This window comes from Ruegeria sp. YKSE079 (assembly GCF_059612845.1).
Genome location: NZ_JBXWRJ010000002.1, coordinates 305,725 through 328,690, shown reverse-complemented (window position 1 = coordinate 328,690; position 22,966 = coordinate 305,725). Strand labels below are relative to the sequence as shown.

Below are 22,966 nucleotides of genomic sequence, written 5' to 3'. Positions count from 1 at the left end.
GTTCGTTCCGCTGGTGCTGGAGAAGGCGAAGAAGATCAGGTTCGGCGACCCGCAGGATCCCGAAACGGAACTGGGCTGCGTCATCCACGACAAGGCCGCCGAGCTGTTCGAGAACCGCGTCCTGATGGCCGCGGCCGCGGGCGCCGAGATCCTCTATCACCCGCCGCGCCAGGGCGCGCTGCTGCCGCCCATCGTGGTCGACCGCGTGCCCCATGACAGCGAACTGGTGATGGAGGAAACCTTTGGCCCCATCATCCCGATCGTGCGGGTTCCCGACAATGACGACGAGGTGATGAGGATCTCGAACTCCACCCAGTTCGGCCTCAGCTCGGGCGTCTGCACCAACGACCTGAACCGCGCGATCGCATTTATCAACGGCCTCGACGTGGGTACCTGCAACATCTGGGAACAACCCGGATACCGCATCGAAATGTCCCCCTTCGGCGGCATCAAGGACAGCGGAAACGGCGTAAAAGAAGGCGTCATCGAAGCCATGAAGTTCTTCACAAACGTCAAAACATACTCCCTGCCATGGCCAACATGATAAACTGGGAGGTTTAGATTTCCATATTTCCCGGACAGGGAACACTGCAGCATCCAACCAGGCGAGACCCGACATGATCGTTCACACCGAAGGCGAATCGAATCGATCCGACGCGCGAAGGACCTGGTTGGAGAAATCCAATGGCCCGGCCTCTGAATCGCTGTTGCGTAGAGATGCCGAGGTTTTCCTGCACCAAAGCTTGTCCAGCCCCTGCGTCAGTACCATTGTCAAGGCCGAAGGGATCTGGATTGAAGATCTCGAAGCCCGACGCTATATGGATTTCCACGGTAACTCGGTTCACCATATCGGGTACGGTCACCCCCGCTTGGTCGAGGCAATTAAGGCTCAACTGGACGAACTGCCGTTCGCACCGCGACGGTTTACCAATGAGCCGGCCGTGCAACTGGCCGAAAAGCTGGCAGAAATCAGCCCCGGAGATTTGGGAAAGGTTCTGTTTACAACAGGCGGGTCGGACGCAAACGAGGTAGCGCTGAAGATAGCGCGGGCCGCGACGGGCCGATTCAAGACCATCTCGTTTTGGGATGCTTTTCACGGAGCGGGTTTTGGTGCGGCATCGGTTGGTGGCGAAGCCACGTTTCGTAGTCATATCGCCGGGCCGTTGCTGTCGGGCGCCGAACACGTCGCGCCATTCGCTTGCTATCGCTGTCCTTACAATCACAGCGGTCCGGACACTTGCGGGTTGGCTTGCGCGCGAATGGTGGAATTCGTTCTGGAACGCGAAGGCGATATCGCTGCGGTTATTGCTGAACCCATGCGCGCTGTTCCCTATGTGCCGCCCGTCGGGTTTTGGAAGGCTGTTCGTGATGCCTGCAACCGCCACGGCGCGCTCTTGATCATGGACGAGATCCCAACCGGTCTTGGGAAAACCGGCAAAATGTTTGCTTTCGAACATGACGAGATCATTCCGGATATCGTCACTTTGGGGAAAGCCCTGGGTGGGGGGATTCTCCCCATCGCGGCCTGTATCGCGCGCCAGGATCTGGATGTTTGTGGTGATTTCGCGATTGGTCATTACACGCATGAGAAGAACCCGGTTACCGCCCGCGCCGCCCTGACCACCATCGAGATTATCGAGGACGAGGGGTTGGTCGAGCGATCGGAAGAGTTGGGAGACTATGCCATCAACCGGCTCAACGAAGAACTGGCCGGTAATCCGATCGTCGGTGATGTCAGGGGACGTGGCCTGATGTTCGGGATTGAAATCGTTGAGGACAGGACCAGCAAACAACCCGGCAATGCCAAGGCGGAACAGATTTACTATTCCTGTCTGGAAAACGGTGTCAGTTTCAAGATCAGTCAGGGGTGTGTGCTGACGCTGTCGCCGCCATTAGTCATCAGTCGGATTGAGTTGGATCAGGCGCTTGATACCGTATGTCGCACCATTCGGGCTGTAACCGAATGATAGCAGGCGACGTCGATAGTGCATCGTGACATGGGCTTCAAAGTCTTGGAGTGGTTGGCACTTTGAAAAAAATGTGGCGGAAGCGGTGACTGCATTTGCCGTGTTGTATGCAGTCGGAGCCTGTTAGAATAACCAAATATTTGCAATAGCTTAAGCAATCCTCTTGTCGGGGTTTGTCGGCTGTAGTAGTGTCCAATTGAAACCATTATGGCGGGTAGGACGGCGGGCGGGAAAATGCCCAAAAACCCAAAAATGGCGGAGACTTTGGGATTCGAACTATGCCGAAAAAAGCACGGGAACTTTCAGCCCTAGAAGTGAAGCGATTGGAGCACCCCGGCAGGGGGGCAAACGTGACGTTTGCGGTGGGCGGCGTTGATGGGCTTTTGATGCAGATCACGCCAACAGGCGCGCGCTCTTGGCTCTTGCGTTGCAAGGTGGGTGAAAAACGGCGGCACATTGGTTTGGGTGGGTTCCCTGACGTTCCCCTAGCTGATGCGCGTGAGCGGGCGCGTGAGGCGCGTGATTTGATCCGCAGGGGCATTGATCCGGTTGAGCACCGAAAAGAGGCCAGAGCGGCGCTCATAGCGGCCCAGAAGCGCGGGATAACATTCTCCGATGCTATGGAGAAATTTCTTGCCGTAAAGCTGGCGGAACTCAGCAGCGACAAGCATCGAAAGCAATGGCGCGCGACGTTGGATCAATACGCCGTTCCCGCAATTGGTTCTATGCTGGTGCACGACATAACGCTTTCGGATATCAAGCGCACACTCACGCCGATATGGGCGGACAAGACAGAAACCGCCGCGCGGCTCAGAGGGCGCATAGAGGCGGTTCTGAATTGGGCAACGGCGAACGGGCATCGTGAGGGCGACAACCCGGCACGCTGGAAGGGCAATCTTGACGCGGTGCTGCCCAAACCATCGAAGGTCGCGCGCAAGGATCACCATCCAGCGCTCAGCCTCGACAACGCTGCGGATTGGTTTGTTGATGTAAAGGCGCGCTCAGGCTTTGCAACGCGGGCGCTTGAATTCATGGCAATGACCGCCGCCAGATCGGGCGAAATTCGCGGGGCAACTTGGGCGGAAATGGATCTTGAAAAAGGTATCTGGACGGTTCCCGCCGAGCGCATGAAGGCACGGCAGGAACACCGCGTTCCATTGACGCGCGAAGCTGTTGACCTGTTGCGGGCTATGGATCGACTGGAAGGCAGCGAGTTTGTGTTCCCGGCAGTAAGAGGGGGGATGTTATCAGACGCGGGCCTAGCGGCCTGTATGAAGCGCATACACGAGGCCGTGCCGGGGTAAGTATCTGGATAGGCGCTCAGGGCGTCCAGCGGTGCCGCACGGCCTTCGCAGCACGTTTCGGGATTGGGCGGCAGAGCGCACCGAATTCCCGCGAGAAATGGCCGAAATCGCACTGGCACACACAGTCGGTTCCGAAGTCGAACGGGCTTACCGTCGCGGTGACATGATTGAGAAACGGCGCGGCATGATGGCTGCATGGGGGCGGTTCTTGCGCGGCGAAGCCGGGGGCAAAGTCGTGAAGATGGAGGCGGGGCGGTGAAGTATAAGCGAAATCTAATTGCCAAAGACGCGCTTGGTTCTGTTGAACAAGAGATTTGGGAGCCAGAGGAAGCAAGCGAGTGGGGGGAAGCATTGCGGTTGTCCCTAAAGGCAAAGCCGGTTGGCTGGAATTTGAGAAACGAATTGGATGAAATCCGCGCAACCCTAGACGTGGCTCTAACCAAGTTAGGGTTGCCGAACTCCATCCAGCGAATTGCAGTTAATCAGAACAACGAGTGGCGAGGTGTGGACTCTCGTGATGATCTACAAACCGGTGAAGAATTTTGGTGGTCGTTTCTTTGGATCGACAAGGCGTCAGACCCTTTAAGTGAGGCATATTTTCTTGGAAAGATAGCATTTTCTCTCAAGTGTCTCGATAACGCTCTGGATAAGAATGACCATTTAAACTTGTTTCATCATGCTGTGAGGCTTGGAATATTTCAGTCTGAAATCGACATAAGAAAAATTGCTTTGCGTGATGCTACGGAGGGACAAACATTGGCGGCGGGCAGACGGCGCGGAGCCGAGATAGTGAATCGAGAGCATGGGGAACTGCGCAACGCGAGGTTCGGTGAAATGGAAAGGCTCGTACCGAAATTTGGGGTAAATGCTGCGGCTCAAAATCTCGAGGCTCGTGGATTTGGCGGTTGGCAAGGCATCAAGAAGCAGTGGAATCGTCACAAAAAAAATAGGGACACATAGACCACTGTCCCTAATCGAGCCTGCCAACTTGACGGTATCCGAAGCCAACCAAAGGATGCCGAATAATGAAGTATCTTTGCGACAAAGACCTTGCCGAGCGTTGGGGCGTTAACCGCACTACCCCTTGGGATTGGGTCAAGCGTTATCCCGACTTCCCCAAGCCTGTAAAGCTGACACCCGGCTGCACCCGGTGGCGTCTTGCCGACATTGAAGCTTGGGAAGAAGCCCAAGGCGCAACCGCCGCATAGAAAAACCCCGCCCGAAACAGCGTGGCGGGGTTTTCGCATTTCAGATGCTTTGCAGGGCGTCTAACCGCGAAAATACCACTCTGCGCCGTCAAAGGCAAACCTTTGAGGAACAAGCAGTGAAAAACCTTCAAGTCAAACTTTTGATGCGCCTTCACGGGCTGACAGAGGCCCAGGCTAACGCTTTGGCTCTCCTAGTGTGGGGGGCAGGCTAATGCAGGGCAGCAACAGACTTCCCATGCTGGCAAACGAGGCCAGCCAAGCGCACACCGATAGCCTTAAACATGCCGAACTAACCGTTGACCGCGCGATTGCTGCCGGTGCGGTTCTGATCGAGGCCAAGGGGCTGTGCAGACACGGCCAGTGGGGCGCGTGGTTGGCAAAAACCGGAATCCCCGAGCGCACGGCGCAACGGTATTTACGCCTATCCCGCTCGGGCCTGAAATCCGCCGCCGTGGCGGATTTGGGCGGCATAGTAGAGGCCGACCGGCTTTTGTCATGGATACGTGCTGAAGGTCTGGCCGACCGCGACCCGGAAGATTTGGCCGCGTGCATTGTCGAGGGGCGCAGGTTCCGAGATATGTCAGACCACGAACTGCGCGCCGATATCGCCCCCCGGATTGGGGAGGCGTAGGCATGGCGGAAAAACGGAAAATGAGCCGCCAGCAGCGTTGGAGACAGCGAAACCCCAAGAAGGTTTGGGCGCACGTTGCAACAGCCTCGGCCCTTCGTCGCGGCCTGATCCAGCGCAAACCCTGCGAGATTTGCGGGGAAGAAAAGGCCGAAGCCCACCATCCAGACTATGACCGGCCCCTCTTTGTGAAGTGGCTATGCCGCAAACATCACAAGCAGGCCCACAAGACCATGGGGAAGGTATGACGCGGGCAACCGATGGAAACGAGCACTGGACGAAGTTGATCCGGCAGCACATGGAGTGTCCGGCATGGCGGGCGCTGTCATTGTCGGCGCAGGCGATATACCCGTGGTTCAAGCTGGAATGGAAAGGACCACGGGCCAACAACAACGGCAAAATTGAACTTTCCTTGCGCCAGATTGCCGATAGGGCTGGATGCGATGTCAAGACCGCTATGCGGGCGTTTCACGACCTTCAGCGCAAAGGCTGGATTGTCGTCAAACGTCCCGCCCATCTTGGCCTGTCAGGACATGCACGGACACACCAAATCGAGTTGACCGAAATCGCGTGCCTGCCGAGTGACCGCCCCAGCGCGCTCTATTTGAAGTGGAGAAAGGGTGCTGATTTTCCGGTTGCCGAAGTGAGAACCAACAACCCAGACGGCATAAACGGAATTCAAAACCCTATGCCCAAAAAGGGAACAGCACGTTCCCAAAAAGGGCACGAACAGAAATCCCACGTTCCCAAAAAGGGCATAGGACGTTCCCAAAAAGGGCACGAACAGCCCGATATCCAAGCCTCCGACGTTCCCAAAAAGGGCACATCCTTAACTACCAGGGGTTTGGGGGAAATCGTCACCGAAATCACAGCGAGGGCAATTGGACAATGACGACAGACGCTAAGCAGCCTTCCAAGCCGGTGGCCTCCCAAAGCCGAGAGGCTTGGAAGGCTGCGTGGTTCCTATTCTTAGCAACAAAGGAAATCGAGCAATGACGGACAACGAACAACAGTTTGATGTCGAAGCCGAGCGTTCAATGGCAACGCTTGAACAGGCAATTTCCACAATGGAACAATTCGGCGGCAACATTCACCTGTTCAGCTACGCCATGTTGCGGGCAAGCGCTCACCTCTTTGCAGAGGTTCATGGCTTCACTGATTTGGAAAAGGCCATTCAGCACATATTGCAAGCAGAACAGAAACGCCGCCAACCATGCGGGCGGGCTTAATGGCGAAGGCTCGGAAATCCACCCGGCGTCGGAATTTTCGCGCCGCCCGTCTGCGCCGGAAGTTGCGATTGCGCCGGGCAGCAATTGACAGAATGATATGTGATAACGTATCATATACCCAGTGTGATTTGCCCGAACATTGTTCGGAGCACGCCGCCGAAACACCGGCTGGCCCCCCTTCGCCCCAAGCGCAGGAGAAAGCACAACCCCATCAACCGGGGCGGCTTTCCGACGCGCGCCCCAAAAGCGAAGGACACGACTGATGACCCTCGAAGAATTGAGAACCGAACACCGGGCCAAGGTCAAAGAGGCCCGCGCATTGTCGAAGAAGATCACCGACAAGACGCCGGAAAAAGAGGCGCGGAAGATCGAACGCGAATTTGACATCCTGTTGGCCGAAGCCGACGAGCTGCGCGAGAAGATCGAGGACGCCAAAGAGCAAAGCTCCGACGATGGCGACGAACGCCGCCCGTTGGGTGACAACCTCTCGATTGATTACTATGGCGACGAAATCGGCGCGCGCGATGCAGACTTTGGCTTGAAGCCCGAAGAACGCATGACGACCTGGGCGCAGGCAAAGCACCCGGAAAAGCACAACCTGACCCTTGGGCAATATCTGGGCGCAATGGTACGTGGGGCGAAGTCTGAAGCCGAGAAACGGGCCTTGGCAGAAGGCACCGACAGCGCGGGCGGCTATACCGTGCCGACCATGCTTTCGGCACAGTTGATCGACCTGTTGCGCGCCAACTCGGTTGCAATCGCCGCAGGAGCGCGAACTGTTCCGCTAGGTAGCGACAGCAACAATATTGCCAAGCTGGCCTCTGATCCGGTTCCGGCGTGGCGCGTTGAAAACGCGGTGGTGACCGAGTCCGAACCGACCTTCAGCAACGTGCCGCTTGTTCCCAAATCTTTGGCAGTGCTGACACGGTTATCGCGCGAACTGTTCGAGGACACTTTGAACCTGGACATTGAGTTGCCGCGCATTCTCTCGACAGCTCTGGCAAAGGAACTGGACCGAGTGGCCTTTCTGGGCAGCGGCACGGCTCCTGAGCCGGAAGGCATCGCGAATATGTCTGGCATTGGAACCACGGCCCACGGTGCGGCGCTGACCACATATGCGCCCTTCGTGACGGCCCGCACCGGCATTCTCAGCGCCAATGCAGGCCCGGTCTCGGCAATCATCATGCACCCGCGTGACGAAGGCACTTTGACCGGCTTGACCGACAGCACCGGACAACCCTTGATGGCACCCAAAGCCGTCGCGGACATTCCTATGCTGACCACGACGGCAATCCCGACAGATGGCGGCGCAGGCTCAGACGAGTCCACCATCTTCTTGGGCAACTTCGCTCACCTGATGATCGGCATTCGTTCGGATATCCGCGTTGAAATCCTTCGAGAGCGTTATGCAGATCAATTGCAATACGGCCTGATTGCCTACATGCGCGCCGATATCGCCGCACAGCACGAAGCGGCCTTCCACACCATCACCGGAGTGCAGGGCTGATGACTTCTGCGATGCGCGGTTCTCGCAGATCCTTTCCGCGCATCCACTCCCAGCGGGCGGTGGAGTGTCATGAAAAACACCCGCAGCCGGAGCGTGGCACTCCATCGTCACGGCTCCGGCATACAGGGGGGGGCTTCCGATCTTCAGAACGAACAGCCTGCAAACCGACGCCCCCGCTCTTTTCACGTATCTCCAATTCAGAAATCCGAGGCTGACATGGCACGACGCAAGACACCACTAGCCAAGGCGGCGCTCACAGGGGCGCTGGAGAAGCACCCAGAGCGTTATCGGGGCATTAACGAGCCGCAGGGCATGGGTGAGCTTGGCGGGCCTCCTGAGTGGCTCTCTGAGGCGCAGAAAATAGCATGGGCAACATTCGCTGACGAGCTGCCTTGGTTGGTTTCGTCGGATCGGGCGTTGCTGGAAGCGGCCTGCATGTTGCGGGCGAGTATTCAAGCCGGTGGCGACGTGACGGCGGCGCATATCCGGGAATTGCGAATGCACCTGACCGCGTTAGGCGCAACACCGACAAGCCGCCACGGCGTTCAGACACCACAAAACCCGGACGATGACGATCCCTGGGCGCAATTCATGGAGTGAATCTAATGGCCCAAGACGTTGAAAGCGCTCTCGTTGTCCGCATGGAAGCGGCGCTTACCAAGTTTGAGCGCCAGATGGAAAAGGGGCGCAAGGCGGCGGAAACAAACGCTGTTGCCTCAGAGCGGACATGGGATAGAGCGGGTAAGAAGATTGCTGCAAACGCCAATCACGCCAGCACCGGGATTGCACGGCTCACGAACGTGTCTGGCCGTGATCGAGCAGATCAGGGCAGGGGGCGCGTCCCTTCGCCAGATCGCGGCGGAGCTGAACGCACGCGGGATCAAAACCGCACGGGGCGGAAAGTGGCACGCGACCACGGTTCGGAATATTCTAACGGTGGGAAACGTTGTCGAAGCTCATGCGGCCTAACCCATGCGATAGAAACGATTATTTCCCACCTGCATCTCTAATGATCTGCGCGGCTCCGCTCTTTCCTTGCCATGTAGCAAAGCCGAGAGGCGTTCTGTTTCGACTTACGGCCTTTAAGTCTGCCCCCCTTTCAACAAGCAAGGCCACAATATCATTCCAGCCCTTGTAAGCAGCCATGTGCAGGGGTGTTGCCCGGTCAGAAGATCGTTTAATGTTAACGTCTGCTCCGCCCTCCAATAGGGCCGAAACCGTTTCAAGTGAGCCCGACTGCGCAGCCAAAAAAAGTGCCGCAGTGCCCTTGCTGTTCTTTGTATTTGGGTCCGCACCCGAATTTAGCAGAACAGCTACGATTTCCGCATGTCCCCTTTGCGCCGCAGCATAAAGCGGCGTCACGCCACCCTGCGCTCGGTCCTCGGTAGGAGCGTTGTGCGCAAGCAGCAGCTCAACAACTTCTTTGTGTCCTCGGTCTGAGGCTACGTGCAGGGGCATTTCTCCACTGGGAACTTTCAGCGTCAGGTTCGCACCGTGCTCAAGCAGAACCTCAGCTGTTTTTGCATCACCTGTTTGGGCTGCTGCATAAAGAGCGGAGCCGCCCTGCCCTGAAGTTGCATCGACGTTCGCACCGGCATCCAACAGCACTTTCGCCAACGCGCTGTTCTGGAGCTGCGAAACGATGTGTAGTGCTGTTGAACCATTGCTCGCGGTAGTGTTGACGTCCGCACCCTCGGCAATCAGAAGTTCGATTTTGGCAGCGTCCTGCTGCATAGCAGCTTGAATTATCGGCGCTTCGTTTTGCGCCGTGCTCGGCTGAGTGGAGATAAGAAAAAGAAGCGCCGCACACGCTACCGCCTTGAAAGCTGACTGATGTAAAAGCATTCGTTCCCCCTATGACAATCGAATTCTAACTGCGCAATTTTCTCAGTTCCTGGGTTTGCCCGCTGCCATGCAATCATCACTACCACACCCCCCCTCTGCTGTCGCCCTGAGAGCCTGATTCAATAAGGGGAGAGGGATTTCAGGATGTTGCGAGGGCGCGGGTCATTCTCCTGATGTGGGCGATCAGGACCCATGCTTCGGCGCTTTCGATGGTTTTCTCCCAATCCCTTGCCAGCCTGCGGCATCGCCACCTGACGGAAAGTCAGCGGGCAATGGTTGCGGCGAAGCTGGCGAAAATGGAGCGGGGCGGCGATACCGTCACGGAGCAATCCGCAAATTTGCGGAAAGGTCAAACGTCCCAATCTCAGGCCGCCGAACTTCTCAACGTATCAGAGCGCAGCGTTAATACCGCCAAAAAATGTAGGTATCAGTCGGAAATCCCTCTAGCAATCTGGAACGCTGAGACTATTTTCAGGTGGCTCGGATGCGACTGTGTTGCTGTGGCGATGCCACAATTCGGGAAGTGCCTAGCGGCGCTATGTAACGGGTTTAGCGACCTGTTGCTAAGGTCAGCGGGGGTATGGACGATGCCGAGAGAGTGTGCATCCACCCTTAAGCCCGTTAGATCGCCGGGTGTGACGAGTTGTACATAGGAGCACCCAACCGCCGGTATTAGGGCGGGATATAAGTACTGAGCTGGTTTTTATCAGCTCGTCCGGACGAGCGACGCAACAGGAAAAATCCAATGCGTTTCACTCTTACGGTAGAGGGCAAGGTGACCTATTCGGACGTCGTTTCGACCCTGAGTCTCTTGCTGACCATCATCGCACTTGTGCTTTGACGGCGGGGCGGCTTTTGCCGCCCTCTCAAAGTTCCGAATTGGGGAAATGCGTCTTGTGTGGGGGCGCGCGGGTTAGGCGCAAATGCCTACAGAGATTCGATTACCCCCCGGGGTGGTTCAGTCTTGCCAACCGCACCACTCGGAAACCGACCGCCTAACTATCTTTTATCGCTATTACAGGATTTTCCCTCGCGCGCGCGCGCAAAAGCAGGAGGTAACGCCCCTATCCCTTTCTCAACCTCACACCGGCCCCACCGCCGTTCTCTGGAATAAACTCTACCCCGGCAGCTTCCAGCGCGGCGCGAATGGCCTCTTCCGTTTCGATGCGACCACCAATAGGCCCGGTTGCAGCTTCTAGTCGTTTTATCGTCGGTACTGATATTCCGGACGATTCAGCCAAGTCATTTTGTGACCAACGCAATAGTGCACGCGCGGCCTTCACCTGCTCAATTGATACTTTTAGTATTGACACTGCCTTGCCTTACATGGTGATACTTTTGGTATTAAAGCTTAGTGTGGAGACTAAAGCAATGACCAACCAAACCGAACTTCGAAAAGCTGTTTCTGAATGCCAGCGTGAGGCGTCTATCCTGGCGGGTTTGATCGAGGCCGTGGACCTGATGAGCAATGAGGGCGAGATATTCGACAACAGCCGGATTGCCGTCACCGGCATCGCCTTTGAAAGGGCGGCGGCTCTTGCGATGAAGCTAGAGAGCGTGGAGGAAATGAAATGAACACCAGAACAGAATCCGCAACCGGCCTTGCCTACAAGGTTCACGGAATGATCTGCACATGCATTTGCGCCGAATCAACGACCGTTGATGCCGATGGCATGTTTCGCGGCGATGGCATTGCCCAAACTTTGGAAGTGGCTGAAGCATTGATGCACGAATTGATTGATCGTGTTGAAACGCTGGAAGGAGCACCAAGCTAAGGGATTTCAAGCGTTTTGAGATTGGCGGGCGCGTTGGCGGGTATCTGGCGCGCTCGTTTTTTTATTGTTATATATCAATTGCTTACGGTGATATGTGGCGGAAGCGGTGGGATTCGAACCCACGGTACGCTCTCACGTACGCCGGTTTTCAAGACCGGTAGTTTCAACCACTCACTCACGCTTCCGAACAGGCGTCAGGTAACATGGCCCCGCGGCCTCTTCAAGAACCAGAAGCATCCCGATTGCAGTGTTTTTTACGGTCGTCCGGGCGGTCGTTTTCTGGCTTGGTCCGAGATCAGGCTCGCCTCAATCAGCAGGCGTGTCACTTCTTCATCTGTTGTTTGCTGAAAATCGGAATAGTGCGCGCCCACGGCCCAGAACGGGACAGGAGTGGCAAGACAGATAATATCGTCCACCTTCGAACGCAGGGTGTTGATCACTTCGACGGGCGCGACCGGGACTGCAAGGATGATCGCTTTAGGGGAACGGCGTCGCAATGCCTTGATCGCGACCCTGACAGTTGCGCCGGTCGCGATACCGTCGTCCACAATGATGGCTGTCCGTCCGTCGATTGGAACTTGTTGCCTGCCATCGAGATACTTGGCGCGGCGTCGCCTTATCTCCTCAAGCTGTGCATTGGCCATTTGTTCAACGTCTTCCGGCGAAAGTCCTAATGCGCGCGCGACTTCGATATTCGTTTCGAATTCGGGGTGATCTCCGTTGACCACTGCTCCAACCGCCAGTTCGGGTTGATCGGGTGCGCCGATCTTGCGCACCATCAGCAGGTCCAGCGGTGCGTGCAATTCTCGCGTGACTTCGATGGCCACCGGTACTCCGCCCCGGGGCAGTGCCAAGATCACCGGATCTGCATAGCCTTTTGCGGCAATTGCCGCGGCAAGGACTTTTCCAGCTTCCGCTCTGTTTTGAAAGCGCTGCACGGCTTTCCCCGCTTAGCGACAAGAAAATGGGTTGCCAGTTCAGTCTACCATGTCAATTGGCTTCTCCGCCATCCTGGTAATTTATTGAGACGTGCCAAAATAAACATTCTCCTTATTGAATGTGATGATGCATTCAATTATGTGAAAGTGATGGACAGGCATGATGCCAATGTCAATTTCAAAGGAATTCACGTCATGACACTCGATCGCACTGTAATGTTGTTCGCCGGACTGATGGTTCTGCTGAGCGTCGTGCTCACGGTTTTCGTATCGCCCTTGTGGATGTGGTTTACCGTATTTATCGGAATAAACATGATCCAGTCCTCGTTTACCGGATTCTGCCCCGCAGCCATGCTGTTCAAGAAGCTGGGCGTAAAGGCTGGTTCGGCGTTCTAGTTGAAATCCACTTAGTTGCGACCGGCCAATTGCAACCAAATGAGGTGCGTAATGAACTTCAAGACCCTCGCTGCGTTGTGTCTGACGGCAATTCCTGCCGCGGCCTTTGCCGATGATTCCTTTCCGGTTAAGGCTTTGCCGATTGTTGAATGGAAGGCCGTATTCGGCCAGATCGAAGCCCGCGACCAGATATCTGCGCGGTCCCGCCTGGGCGGCACGATCACACAGCTTTCAGTCAGCGAAGGGGATAGCGTCACCAGCGGACAACAGATCGGTCTGATTGAAGATGAGAAGCTCGCTTTCCGGATACAGACGGTCAGCGGGCGCATCGAAGCGTTGACCGCGCAGCTGGCAAACGCAAATGCCGAGTTGAAACGCGGAGAGGAACTGTTTGAACGCGGCGTTATGTCAAGCCAACAGGTTGATCTGTTACGAACCAGAGTCAGCGTTATGGAAAACGAAATCTCGGCGACGCGTGCCGAAAAGCAGGTGCTGGAACAGCAGACACAAGAAGGCGCGGTGCTTGTTCCGCTCAATGGCGTAGTTCTTGCCGTACCTGTGACCGAAGGGTCGGTCGTTCTGCCTGGGGAAGAGGTAGCCAGGATCGGAGGCGGCGGGCTTTATCTGCGACTGTCCGTCCCAGAACGCAACGCGACTGCGCTGACTGAAGGTGACAAAATTCGCATCGAAGAAAGGGGCAACAGTGTCGGCGGTACGATCGTCAAACTCTATCCCGAAATCGAAAACGGAAGGGTGACCGCTGACGTGGAAGTGGAGGGCCTCGAAAGCCGCTACGTCAATGCGCGAGTTCTCGTTCGTCTTCCCGTAGGGGAGAGAATGGGACTCCTGATCCCTGAAGAAGCTGTCAACAACCGCCGTGGATTGGATTTCGTTCGGATCCGGCTAGACGTTGAAGAAGTGATTGACAGAACGGTTGTGATCGGCCGCAAGATATCGATTGATGGCAGGCACATGGCCGAGGTTCTGACTGGCCTGTCAGAAGGCGACATAGTGGTGGTCGGACATGAGTGAGTTCGGCAAGGTGCCGCTCGGGGTTGCGGGCGGATTGACAAGGGCCTTCATTCAGTCGGCCCTGACGCCGCTGATGATCATCGTAGCACTCGTGATGGGGTTTGTGGCGCTTGGGGCTTTGCCGCGCGAGGAAGAGCCGCAAATCTCGGTTCCGCTTGTGGACATTCACGTACAGGCCCCGGGCCTCAAGGCTGATGATGCCGTCAAGCTGATTACCGAACCGTTGGAAACGATTGTCAAAGGCATCAATGACGTCGAACATGTATATTCGACCACCTATGATGATCTCGCGATTGTCTCCGCCAGATTTCTCGTCGGAACCCCAGCAGATGCGGCCATTCTGCGTGTTCATGAAAAGGTACGCGCCAATCTGGACCGCATTCCCTACGGTATTTCCGACCCGTTGATTGTAGGGCGCGGGATCGACGATGTTGCGATCATGACGCTGACACTGACGCCCTCGGAAAGCGGGCAGGGTGTCACGGCAAGTGATCTGACACGTGTTGCTCGTGAATTGAAGGTGGAACTTGCCAAGATCGAAGACGTAGGCCTGACCTATGTCGTCGGCGAAGCTACGGATGCGATCCGGATCGCGCCTGACCCTGACAGGCTTGCCCTCTATGGGGTCACTCTCCAGCAATTGTCCCAAAAAGTGCAGGCCGCTAACCGGTCTTTCCCAACAGGCAATCTGCGGGATCGGGGACAGCAGATAGGATTTGTGGCTGGTCAAACCCTGCAAGCCCCCAAGGACATCTCGGACCTTCTGCTGACCACACGCGACAATCGCCCTGTTTATGTTCGCGATGTCGCCGACGTCAGCTATGTTCCCGATACAACAGACCGGATCGTGGCCAACGTTTCTCGCGGTGCAAACGGGGAAATAACCCGCACGCCTGCCGTGACGCTCGCACTTGCCAAACGCGCCGGGGCAAATGCGGTGGTTGTGGGCGAGGCGATCCTGCACCGGGTGCACCAGCTTGAAGGTGATCTGATCCCAAACAGTGTGCATGTCGAGGTCACGCGCGACTATGGCGATACCGCCAACGAAAAGGCCAACGAGTTATTGTTTCACCTTGGTCTTGCAACGGTATCCATCGTCGGCCTTGTGCTGATCGCGATTGGCTGGCGGGAAAGCATGGTTGTGGCCATCGTGATCCCCGTGACCATTCTGTTGACGCTGTTTTCGGCTTGGATCATGGGCTACACGCTCAACCGGGTGTCTCTTTTCGCGCTCATCTTTTCGATCGGGATCCTGGTCGATGACGCCATTGTCGTGATCGAAAACATCGCGCGCCACTGGGCTATGCCGGATAAGGAAACGCGAGTTTCCAAGGCCATCCGTGCGGTGGCCGAGGTTGGCAACCCCACGATCATCGCAACGTTGACCGTTGTAGCCGCCTTGCTGCCGATGCTGTTCGTTTCGGGTCTGATGGGCCCGTATATGAGCCCGATCCCCGCCAATGCCTCGGCTGCAATGATCTTTTCCTTTTTCGTCGCGGTGATCATAACCCCGTGGTTGATGGTCAAGATCGCCGGCCACGCCCCGGCGCATGCAGGTGAGGAACGCGGCGGTCGGTTGGGGCGTCTTTACGAATCCGTCGCGCGCCCGCTGCTGAAAACCAAAACTCGTGCGGGTTTGTTTCTGCTGGCGACCGCCATCTTGTCTTTCGGATCGCTTGGATTGATCTACACCAAGGACGTGACAGTCAAGCTTTTGCCATTCGACAACAAGTCGGAGCTTTCGGTTGTCATCGACTTGCCGGAAGGCACATCGGTTGAAGCCACGGATGCAGTGGCGCAGGATGTGGCCCGCGCAGTTCTCGAAGTACCTGAGGTCGTCGCGGTCCAGACCCATGCGGCCGATGCCGCGCCGTTCAATTTCAACGGGTTGGTTCGGCACTATTATCTGCGCAAGTCTGCGCATCTTGGCGATGTTCAGATCAACCTGTTGCCGAAACACGACCGTACGCGAACCAGCCATGAGATCGCGCTGGATATCCGTGAACGGATTGCGCAACTGGATGTACCCGTCGGAACCAGTCTGAAAACGGTCGAACCGCCTCCGGGGCCGCCGGTGTTGTCGACGATGCTTGCCGAAATCTATGGCCCTGACGGCCAGACGCGCCGTGCGGTTGCTCAGAAAGTGCGAGATGCTTTCGAAGAGGTTCCGTTTGTCGTCGATGTCGATGACAGTTTCGGAACCCAACCGCGCCGCCTGCGTGCCGTTTTGTCGACCGATCAACTGGAATATTTCGGTGTGCAGGAGCAGGACGTCTTTGACACGCTTGCCATACTCGGCTCCAGCAATACAGTGGGCTATTCGCATCGTGGCGAAGGTCGACCGCCTTTGCCCATCGTGATCGAGCGTGACAAGGCCCACCGGGTCATGGATGAACGTTTCCTGTCCACGCCAGTGCCTGCCAACACATTGCCGGGATCACGCGGGGTGATCGAATTGGGTGACGTGGTGGACATTGTCGACGAACAGGCCTCGTTCCCGATATTTCGGCGCAACGGACGCGCGGCAGAAATGGTTCAGGCCGAATTGGCCGGTGCGTTCGAGGCTCCGATTTATGGTATGTTGGCGGTTGCCGATCTGATCGAGGGGATGGAGTGGGACGAAGGGACAAAGCCGGAAATCCGTTTCAACGGCCAACCCGAAGATGACACACATCCAACCCTGTTGTGGGACGGCGAATGGGAGGTCACCTATGTCACCTTCCGCGACATGGGCGCGGCATTTGCCGTGGCCTTGCTGGGTATTTACATCCTCGTGGTCGGGCAGTTCGGGTCGTTCAAGTTGCCGCTGGTGATCCTGACACCGATCCCGCTGACCTTTGTCGGGATCATGCTGGGGCATTGGTGGTGGAATGCACCGTTCTCTGCCCCGTCAATGATCGGTTTCATTGCACTGGCCGGGATCATTGTACGCAACTCGATCCTGTTGGTGGATTTCATCCGACATGCGGACCCCGAGGGCAAATCGAAGATCGATATTCTTATCGAAGCCGGGTCGATACGCTTTAAACCTATCCTTCTGACAGCCCTGGCCGCGATGATTGGCGCAGTCGTGATCTTGGCCGATCCGATCTTTCAGGGCCTCGCCTTGTCGTTGCTCTTTGGCTTACTGTCCTCGACGCTTTTGACGGTCCTCGTGATCCCCGCGATATACCGCGTCTTTCGGAGTTGAGAGATTGTGCACTACCGCGCCAAAAAGGTTCCCGAATGCAAAATGATATCGAAATGGTGCATCCCCTTTTGCAGGTCAAAACTGACAGAGTGTCCGGCTTTGCGCAAAGCCTCGGCATAGTCGCGGCTTTGACGGATGAACTCGGGTGTGTCACGTTCAGCAACCGTCACCCGGTAATGCGGCCCGATAAGGGGCAGGTTTTGCATTGGTGACAACGCCTGAATTTCTTTATCGGTCAGTTGCAGCGGGTCATTGACGGGGGTCAGCGCAATGGGCTCCAGGTCGAAAACGCCACTAACCAAGATTACGTTTTGAATCATCATACCCGCATTGGCCAAGTCCGCGGCTGCGGATGCCATAACCATCGCCGCCAGATGCCCGCCGGCGCTGTGGCCCGATAGCGTGACGCGCGCAGGGTCAAACCCCAATGGTTCGGAATTCTGTGCCAGCCACATCAACGCCGTACGGCATTCCAAAATCATATCACCCAGTCGGGCGACCGGCGCGAGCGTATAGTTCAGCGTGGCAAAGGCGTGACCCGTTTCGATCAGGGCAGGGGCCATCATCGAAGATTCGTGTTGGCTGAGCGCCTGCCAATAGCCTCCGTGAATGAATATATGCAAAGGAGAGTTGGCTTCTCGTCCGGGAAAATAGTCTAGGACATGGCTTGGCTCTTTCCCATAATCCAGGTTATCCCGAACTGTCAGATCAGCACGGGCCTCGGCACTCAGGGCTGCATAACTGGCCAGATAGGGTGTGATATCCCCGCCGACCATGGCGCTGGGTGAATATTCAAGCGCCAGTTCCTCGCGAGAGAAGCCACGATACAGCACATTCAGGCTCCCTGCCGGTACATCAGTTCTGTCCGCATGTCATAGAGGTCATGGAAGAACTTGAGCTCAAGAGCCTTTCTCAGGAATGCCACGCCACTTGATCCGCCTGTACCCGGCTGCATTCCGATCACCCTCTCAACCGCAGTCGCATGATCGAACCGCCACCTCTGAAACAGCGACTCCACATCCATCAGCTTTTCGGCCAAGGCATAAAGATCCCAGTATTTCTCGGTATTTCGGAATACTTCGACCCAAATCTTCACGATGCGAGGATCACCGGAATAGGGCTGAGAATAGTCCCGATCCAGCAGCTCTTGCGGAACGTCGAACCCCTGTCTCGCCAGCATGTGAAGAACTTCGTCATATAGCGAGGGTTTCGTCAGTGCTGCGTTCAGCATCTCCATGACGTCCGGGTCATGTTCGTGAACCTTCAGTGTCGAGACATCCTTGTTGCCAAGAATGAACTCGATCTGGCGGTATCCATAGCTCTGAAACCCCGAAGAATTCCCCAACGCGTTCCGGAAGGTCATGTAATCGGCTGGCGTCATGGTCAGCAGGGTATCCCATGCCGAGATCAGTTGTCGCTGGATGGCCTTGATCCTGTCGAGGTTCTTCATTGCCGGGCCAAAGTCGTCCTGTTGCAGGAACCTGCGTACCTCGACCAGCTGATGATGCATGAGTTTGAGCCACAGCTCGCTGACCTGGTGGATGATGATGAACAGCATCTCGTCAGGTTGCGCGGGGTCCTGAAAGGTCTTCTGGATACTCAGCAGCGTCTTGAGTTGAAGAAAGTCGCCATAACTCTTGCGGTGGGTATTGGCAAAGTCGGTGACCAACGTATCTTCGATCCCGCGTTTGAGCAGGCGGTCCTTGTTATCCTCTTGTGCCATCGCAGGCTCTCCTGAATAAGGATGCGCGTTTCTTGAATATCTAGTGTTTTTTTGGCGCTAGTTTTGCTGTCGCTTCGATTTCGAGCAGCGCACCATCCTCAACCAGCCCGGCGACGACAACCATTGTCATAGCCGGGAAATGCCGACCCATTATCTTGCGATAGGCTTCACCTACTTCGCGTTGCCGGGCAAGGTACTCCCTTTTGTCCGTCACATACCAGGTGAGCCGGGTAATGTCGCTGACCTCTCCACCAGCGGCGTGCACCACGTCCGCGATGTTTCGCAAAGTCTGTTCCATCTGGCCGATGAAGTCGTTGGTTTCAAAGACCTGTTCGGCCGTCCATCCGACCTGGCCTCCGACATAGAGTGTGCCGTCGTCGGCCAACGTACCGTTCGCATAGCCCTTGGCGGGCAACCAGCCCTCGGGATGTATCACCTGATTGCTCATGCTGTGCCTCCAATCATCTGGGAAAGCCTGTCACGTACCGCTTGGGGCCATGGGGCCGACTTGTGACCTTGCACATGGACCAACGTTGCTTTTACGCTCATCCGCGCTTCTCCATTGCAGGTTGCGGTCATTGCAAAGCCGAAACTGCTGCGCCCGACCGACACGGGCTGCAATGAAAAATCCAGCATGTCGCCGTGATAACTGGGCGCGTGAAACGTCGATTCGATCTGGACAGTTGGCACACCGGCGTCGAGTTTGTGAAACCCCTCGAACGGATAGTCCAACGCGTCGTAAAAGAACGCCTCGACACAATCGTTGATCATTTCGACGTAGCGGGGATAGAACACGATCCCCGCCGGGTCGCAGTGTTTGAACAGAACCTTTTGTTTCCACTGATACGCCATGGTCACACTCCCAGGTATTTGTCGGTGACATCCGGGGTCAGCGCGCCCATCGCGCCATGCCAGACAGTTTCACCACGTTGCAGGATAACAGCTTCGTCGGCCACTTCCGTTAGTTCCTTCAGCGATTTGTCGATGACCAAGATTGCCAGCCCCGTTTCCCGCTTCAAAGTCGCGATGGCGGCCCAGATTTCCTGTCGCACGATCGGGGCCAGACCTTCGGTCGCTTCGTCGAGGATCAGCAGGCGCGGGTTGGTCATCAGGGCGCGGCCAATTGCAAGCATTTGCTGCTCGCCGCCTGAAAGCGAAGCCGCGGATTGCGACCGCCGCTCCTGCAATCGTGGAAACAGGGCGGATATTCGTTTCATGTCCCAATGACCCGGGCGGGCGGCGGCCGTCAGGTTTTCTTCGACGCTCAGGTTCGGAAAGCACCGCCGACCTTCGGGTACGAGGCCCAGGCCGAGTCTTGCGGCCTTGTGGCTGGGCAAACGGCGCAGGTCGTGGCCGTCGAACATCAACTCGCCGCCAGCAACCGGCAGCATCCGCAGGATCGTTTTGACCGTGGTCGTTTTGCCCATCCCGTTGCGGCCCATCAGTGATATGACTGCACCTTCATTCACCCGTAGGTTGACCTTGAACAGCGCTTGCGACGCACCATAAAAAGCCGAGACATTGGTAAGGCTCAGCAGGCTCATGCATCCTCTCCCAGATACGCGCGGCGCACCTCGGGATGAGCGCGGATTTCGTCGACCGTTCCGGTGGCGATCACTTCGCCATAGACCAGCACGCTGATCCGGTCGGCCAGGGCAAAAACGGCGTCCATATCATGTTCGACCAGCAAAATGGGCGCTTCATGCCGCAACTCGTTTAGAAATCCGGTCAGATGTTTCGATCCACTGGCGCCAAGCCCGGCCATGGGTTCATCCATGATGAAGGCGCGCGGATTGAGGGTTAGAGCCACGGCAACCTCCAACTGCCGGCGCTGCCCATGCGACAGGTCCGAAGTGCGAATGGCCGCATGATCGGACAGGCCGACACGATCCAATGCATGCTCGGCGATGCCACGAAGGGACTTGTCCCTGAGGACCGGGCGAAAGAACCGATAGGGCCTGCCGCTGGCCCCGAGCGCCCCCAGCAGGGCGTTTTGCAGAACCGTGTCCTGCATCGCCAGCGCGGATATCTGAAATGTGCGTCCCAAACCCATTCGCGCGCGCTGAACCGTGCTCAACGCCGTCACATTCTGCCCGAGAAAATGAACCTCTCCGCTATCCGGCTTCAGTCCGCCGGCTATCTGTTTGATCAGGGTGGATTTACCGGCGCCGTTCGGGCCAATCAGGGCGTGGATTTCACCGGGACGCAGATCAAGGCTCACGTCGTCCGATGCCTTGAGCGCCCCAAAGCTCTTGGTGATGCTGCGAACGGACAGGACTGGTTCAGCCATGCTGCGCCTCCTGTCCGGTCAAAGTGCCGATGATGCCGCCGCGCGCGAAAAGAACAACAGCCAGCAAAAGCAGGCCCAGATAGACGTGCCAGAATTCGGACAATCCGCCAAGAACGTGTTCCAGCGCAATGAACAAAGCAGCGCCTGCCACCGGGCCGAACAGCCGGGCCGTGCCGCCAAGTATGATAAAGATCATGATCTCGCCTGAGGTCTGCCAACTGAACATGGTGGGGCTGACAAAGCGATTGAGATCGGCAAATAGGGCACCCGCAAGTCCGGTAATCATGCCTGAGATCACAAAAGCGGTCAGACGCAAACGATAGGGCGTTATCCCGATGGTTTCGACTCTTTCCGCCGTTTGACGCGCCGCATTCAATGCCAGACCAAACGGCGATTTCGCAAGCCTTGCAGACAGAAAGAGTGCCGCCGCCAGGATCACATATGCGATCAAAAAGAACTGGATCGGATCCAACGTATTGAGACCGGGGAAATCGTTGCGGACATAGATCGACAACCCGTCTTCGCCGCCATAAGCGGGCCAGCTTATCGCGAAATAGAACAGCATCTGGCCAAAGGCGAGGGTGATCATGATGAAATAGACACCTGTGGTACGCAGGCTGAGAGCGCCGATAACCAGCGCGGCCAGCGCCGAGGCAAACAGCGCCGTCAACCAGATAACTGGCATCGACTTGGTTCCCTCTATCAAAAACGGTGTCTGCATCAGGGGCGAATAGCTTTGGGCATGACTGGCAAGGATGCCCATTGCATACCCGCCGATTCCAAAGAACGCCGCGTGCCCAAGGCTGACCAAGCCCCCCAGCCCCAACGCGATGTTGAGGCCAACACCCGCCAACGCAAGAATGGCCACCCGCGTGGACAGCGTGATCATGAAAGGTTCATCCGACACATATGCCCACAGCGGAAACAGCAACAGACCGAGTGCCAGAACTGCGTTGAAGATACTTTCGCGGCTCATGCGCGTGCTCCGTACAGTCCGGTAGGTTTCGCGATCAACACGACCGCCATCAGGATGTAGATCAACATCGATGCCAGTGCCGACCCCACCGAGGTGGCCGAGGCCGGGTCCATGAAAAGCTTGAACGTTGCCGGCAGCAGTACTCCCCCAAGCGTGTCGGTTACGCCGACGAGGATCGAACCGACCAGCGCCCCCTTGATCGACCCGATACCGCCGATGACGATCACGACAAAGGCAAGGATCAACACCGGCTCGCCCATGCCGACCTGAACAGACTGGATTGCTCCGACCAATGCGCCGGCCAATCCGGCCAGCGCCGCACCAAGGGCAAAAACGATGGTGTAAAGCCGGGTGATATCGATGCCAAGTGCCGCGATCATCTCGCGGTCGCTCTCACCGGCACGGATCTGAACGCCAAGCCGCGTGCGCGAGATCAACAGGAACAGGCCGGCCGCAACGATCAGGCCGACGGCGATGATCGTCAGCCGGTAAAGCGGATACTGAATGCCTCCGGGCAGGGTGATCGGGCCGGACAAGGTATCCGGGATGTTGAGGAAAAGGGGAAACGAACCGAACACCCACCGGGTTCCTTCAGAGAAAATCAGGATCAGGGCAAAAGTCGCCAGAACCTGATCGAGGTGATCGCGATTGTACAGCCGCCGGATCACCAGCACCTCCACCAATGCACCGGCAGCTGCGGCCGCAGCAAGGCTGGCCGCCAGTGCGAGCGCAAAACTCCCTGTTGCGGCAGCCGTTGCTGCGGCGGCAAAAGCGCCAATCATGAACAGCGAGCCATGGGCGAGGTTGATAAGCCCCATCACCCCGAACACCAGCGTCAGACCGGCGGCGGTCAGAAAGAGCATCACCCCGAACTGCAAACCATTCAGGATTTGTTCAATCAGCAGAATGAAGGACATTTCGCTATCCTAGAGGGCGGCGCAAGCACAATGCCTTGCGC

The 22,966-nt window shown here is 56.8% G+C and carries 28 protein-coding genes, 1 tRNA gene and 1 pseudogene; 17 read left to right on the top strand and 13 right to left on the bottom strand.

Annotated features, from left to right (window positions below; translation table 11 throughout):
- The 12 genes from AC2FMY_RS03250 to AC2FMY_RS03195 form a co-directional block, all read left to right on the top strand.
- On the top strand, positions 1 to 544 hold a 544-nt coding region (locus AC2FMY_RS03250; RefSeq protein WP_496806975.1), incomplete at its 5' end, for an aldehyde dehydrogenase family protein.
- Positions 545 to 617: 73 nt separating this feature from the next.
- Complete coding sequence (gene pbfA, locus AC2FMY_RS03245) at positions 618 to 1,967, top strand: (R)-1-hydroxy-2-aminoethylphosphonate ammonia-lyase (RefSeq protein WP_496748216.1); 1,350 nt, start codon at positions 618 to 620, stop codon at positions 1,965 to 1,967.
- Positions 1,968 to 2,317: 350 nt separating this feature from the next.
- Positions 2,318 to 3,271: a tyrosine-type recombinase/integrase gene (locus AC2FMY_RS03240; protein WP_496806974.1), complete on the top strand. Its 954-nt coding sequence runs from the start codon at positions 2,318 to 2,320 to the stop codon at positions 3,269 to 3,271.
- 31 nt (positions 3,272 to 3,302) lie between these two features.
- Positions 3,303 to 3,530, top strand: a complete 228-nt coding sequence (locus AC2FMY_RS03235; RefSeq protein WP_496806973.1) for a hypothetical protein — start codon at positions 3,303 to 3,305, stop codon at positions 3,528 to 3,530.
- Positions 3,527 to 4,231, top strand: a complete 705-nt coding sequence (locus tag AC2FMY_RS03230) for a hypothetical protein (protein WP_496806972.1) — start codon at positions 3,527 to 3,529, stop codon at positions 4,229 to 4,231. The genes AC2FMY_RS03235 and AC2FMY_RS03230 overlap by 4 nt, the downstream gene beginning before the upstream one ends.
- Before the next feature lie 65 nt (positions 4,232 to 4,296).
- Positions 4,297 to 4,479, top strand: coding sequence for a helix-turn-helix transcriptional regulator (locus tag AC2FMY_RS03225; RefSeq protein WP_496806971.1), 183 nt, complete (start codon positions 4,297 to 4,299; stop codon positions 4,477 to 4,479).
- A gap of 211 nt (positions 4,480 to 4,690) precedes the next feature.
- A complete protein-coding gene (locus tag AC2FMY_RS03220; protein ID WP_496806970.1) occupies positions 4,691 to 5,110 on the top strand; it encodes a DUF3102 domain-containing protein in 420 nt (139 codons plus the stop codon).
- Between the two features lie 241 nt (positions 5,111 to 5,351).
- On the top strand, positions 5,352 to 5,999 hold the full coding sequence (locus AC2FMY_RS03215) for a hypothetical protein (protein ID WP_496806969.1): 648 nt from the start codon (positions 5,352 to 5,354) through the stop codon (positions 5,997 to 5,999).
- 100 nt (positions 6,000 to 6,099) lie between these two features.
- Positions 6,100 to 6,336, top strand: coding sequence for a hypothetical protein (locus tag AC2FMY_RS03210; protein WP_496806968.1), 237 nt, complete (start codon positions 6,100 to 6,102; stop codon positions 6,334 to 6,336).
- Between the two features lie 262 nt (positions 6,337 to 6,598).
- Positions 6,599 to 7,843: a phage major capsid protein gene (locus tag AC2FMY_RS03205; RefSeq protein ID WP_496806967.1), complete on the top strand. Its 1,245-nt coding sequence runs from the start codon at positions 6,599 to 6,601 to the stop codon at positions 7,841 to 7,843.
- Between the two features lie 216 nt (positions 7,844 to 8,059).
- On the top strand, positions 8,060 to 8,443 hold the full coding sequence (locus tag AC2FMY_RS03200; protein ID WP_496806966.1) for a hypothetical protein: 384 nt from the start codon (positions 8,060 to 8,062) through the stop codon (positions 8,441 to 8,443).
- A gap of 150 nt (positions 8,444 to 8,593) precedes the next feature.
- Positions 8,594 to 8,812 (top strand): recombinase family protein, encoded by a 219-nt coding sequence (locus AC2FMY_RS03195; protein ID WP_496806965.1) that lies wholly within the window; start codon positions 8,594 to 8,596, stop codon positions 8,810 to 8,812.
- A gap of 18 nt (positions 8,813 to 8,830) precedes the next feature.
- Here the strand turns inward: AC2FMY_RS03195 and AC2FMY_RS03190 are convergent, their stop codons facing one another.
- The 3 genes and pseudogenes from AC2FMY_RS03190 to AC2FMY_RS03180 all read right to left on the bottom strand — a co-directional run bounded on the left by AC2FMY_RS03190 (position 8,831) and on the right by AC2FMY_RS03180 (position 10,971).
- On the bottom strand, positions 8,831 to 9,688 hold the full coding sequence (locus tag AC2FMY_RS03190; RefSeq protein WP_496806964.1) for an ankyrin repeat domain-containing protein: 858 nt from the start codon (positions 9,686 to 9,688) through the stop codon (positions 8,831 to 8,833).
- Between the two features lie 139 nt (positions 9,689 to 9,827).
- Positions 9,828 to 9,935 (bottom strand): annotated as a pseudogene (locus AC2FMY_RS03185) (IS5/IS1182 family transposase); the annotation flags it as partial.
- 817 nt (positions 9,936 to 10,752) lie between these two features.
- On the bottom strand, positions 10,753 to 10,971 hold the full coding sequence (locus tag AC2FMY_RS03180) for a helix-turn-helix domain-containing protein (protein ID WP_496806979.1): 219 nt from the start codon (positions 10,969 to 10,971) through the stop codon (positions 10,753 to 10,755).
- A gap of 88 nt (positions 10,972 to 11,059) precedes the next feature.
- Here AC2FMY_RS03180 and AC2FMY_RS03175 point away from each other — a divergent pair, with 88 nt between their 5' ends.
- Both AC2FMY_RS03175 and AC2FMY_RS03170 read left to right on the top strand, forming a co-directional pair.
- Entirely contained in the window at positions 11,060 to 11,263 is a 204-nt protein-coding gene (locus AC2FMY_RS03175; RefSeq protein ID WP_496806963.1) for a hypothetical protein, read from the top strand.
- Positions 11,260 to 11,463 (top strand): hypothetical protein, encoded by a 204-nt coding sequence (locus AC2FMY_RS03170; protein ID WP_496806962.1) that lies wholly within the window; start codon positions 11,260 to 11,262, stop codon positions 11,461 to 11,463. Before AC2FMY_RS03175 ends, AC2FMY_RS03170 begins: the two co-directional genes overlap by 4 nt.
- A 95-nt stretch (positions 11,464 to 11,558) precedes the next feature.
- Here the strand turns inward: AC2FMY_RS03170 and AC2FMY_RS03165 are convergent.
- Positions 11,559 to 11,648: transfer RNA gene (locus AC2FMY_RS03165), tRNA-Ser, on the bottom strand.
- Positions 11,649 to 11,717: 69 nt separating this feature from the next.
- Entirely contained in the window at positions 11,718 to 12,401 is a 684-nt protein-coding gene (locus AC2FMY_RS03160) for a phosphoribosyltransferase (protein WP_496748214.1), read from the bottom strand.
- A 195-nt stretch (positions 12,402 to 12,596) separates the two neighbouring features.
- On the opposite strand from AC2FMY_RS03160, the gene AC2FMY_RS03155 reads away from it, so the two are divergent.
- From AC2FMY_RS03155 to AC2FMY_RS03145, 3 genes are read left to right on the top strand one after another with little or no spacing between them, the layout of a single operon-like run.
- Positions 12,597 to 12,797 (top strand): YgaP family membrane protein, encoded by a 201-nt coding sequence (locus AC2FMY_RS03155; RefSeq protein ID WP_496748212.1) that lies wholly within the window; start codon positions 12,597 to 12,599, stop codon positions 12,795 to 12,797.
- Between the two features lie 51 nt (positions 12,798 to 12,848).
- Positions 12,849 to 13,829, top strand: coding sequence for an efflux RND transporter periplasmic adaptor subunit (locus AC2FMY_RS03150; RefSeq protein WP_496806961.1), 981 nt, complete (start codon positions 12,849 to 12,851; stop codon positions 13,827 to 13,829).
- Positions 13,822 to 17,019 carry an efflux RND transporter permease subunit gene (locus AC2FMY_RS03145; protein WP_480748095.1) on the top strand — a complete coding sequence of 1,066 codons (3,198 nt, stop codon included), beginning with the start codon at positions 13,822 to 13,824 and terminating at the stop codon, positions 17,017 to 17,019. Before AC2FMY_RS03150 ends, AC2FMY_RS03145 begins: the two co-directional genes overlap by 8 nt.
- 11 nt (positions 17,020 to 17,030) lie before the next feature.
- Here AC2FMY_RS03145 and AC2FMY_RS03140 read toward each other — a convergent pair whose 3' ends face one another.
- From AC2FMY_RS03140 to AC2FMY_RS03105, 8 genes are read right to left on the bottom strand one after another with little or no spacing between them, the layout of a single operon-like run.
- Positions 17,031 to 17,852 carry an alpha/beta hydrolase gene (locus AC2FMY_RS03140; RefSeq protein WP_480748096.1) on the bottom strand — a complete coding sequence of 274 codons (822 nt, stop codon included), beginning with the start codon at positions 17,850 to 17,852 and terminating at the stop codon, positions 17,031 to 17,033.
- 2 nt (positions 17,853 to 17,854) lie between these two features.
- Positions 17,855 to 18,742 (bottom strand): tryptophan 2,3-dioxygenase, encoded by an 888-nt coding sequence (locus AC2FMY_RS03135; protein ID WP_496748208.1) that lies wholly within the window; start codon positions 18,740 to 18,742, stop codon positions 17,855 to 17,857.
- A 40-nt stretch (positions 18,743 to 18,782) separates the two neighbouring features.
- Positions 18,783 to 19,190, bottom strand: a complete 408-nt coding sequence (locus AC2FMY_RS03130) for a RidA family protein (RefSeq protein WP_496748206.1) — start codon at positions 19,188 to 19,190, stop codon at positions 18,783 to 18,785.
- A complete protein-coding gene (locus tag AC2FMY_RS03125; RefSeq protein WP_480748099.1) occupies positions 19,187 to 19,594 on the bottom strand; it encodes an acyl-CoA thioesterase in 408 nt (135 codons plus the stop codon). Before AC2FMY_RS03125 ends, AC2FMY_RS03130 begins: the two co-directional genes overlap by 4 nt.
- Positions 19,595 to 19,596: 2 nt before the next feature.
- Complete coding sequence (locus AC2FMY_RS03120) at positions 19,597 to 20,286, bottom strand: ABC transporter ATP-binding protein (protein ID WP_480748100.1); 690 nt, start codon at positions 20,284 to 20,286, stop codon at positions 19,597 to 19,599.
- Positions 20,283 to 21,032 (bottom strand): ABC transporter ATP-binding protein, encoded by a 750-nt coding sequence (locus AC2FMY_RS03115; RefSeq protein WP_480748101.1) that lies wholly within the window; start codon positions 21,030 to 21,032, stop codon positions 20,283 to 20,285. Before AC2FMY_RS03115 ends, AC2FMY_RS03120 begins: the two co-directional genes overlap by 4 nt.
- Positions 21,025 to 22,008, bottom strand: a complete 984-nt coding sequence (locus tag AC2FMY_RS03110; protein WP_496748203.1) for a branched-chain amino acid ABC transporter permease — start codon at positions 22,006 to 22,008, stop codon at positions 21,025 to 21,027. The genes AC2FMY_RS03115 and AC2FMY_RS03110 overlap by 8 nt, the downstream gene beginning before the upstream one ends.
- Positions 22,005 to 22,925, bottom strand: a complete 921-nt coding sequence (locus AC2FMY_RS03105; RefSeq protein ID WP_496748201.1) for a branched-chain amino acid ABC transporter permease — start codon at positions 22,923 to 22,925, stop codon at positions 22,005 to 22,007. Before AC2FMY_RS03105 ends, AC2FMY_RS03110 begins: the two co-directional genes overlap by 4 nt.
- Positions 22,926 to 22,966 lie beyond the last annotated feature (41 nt).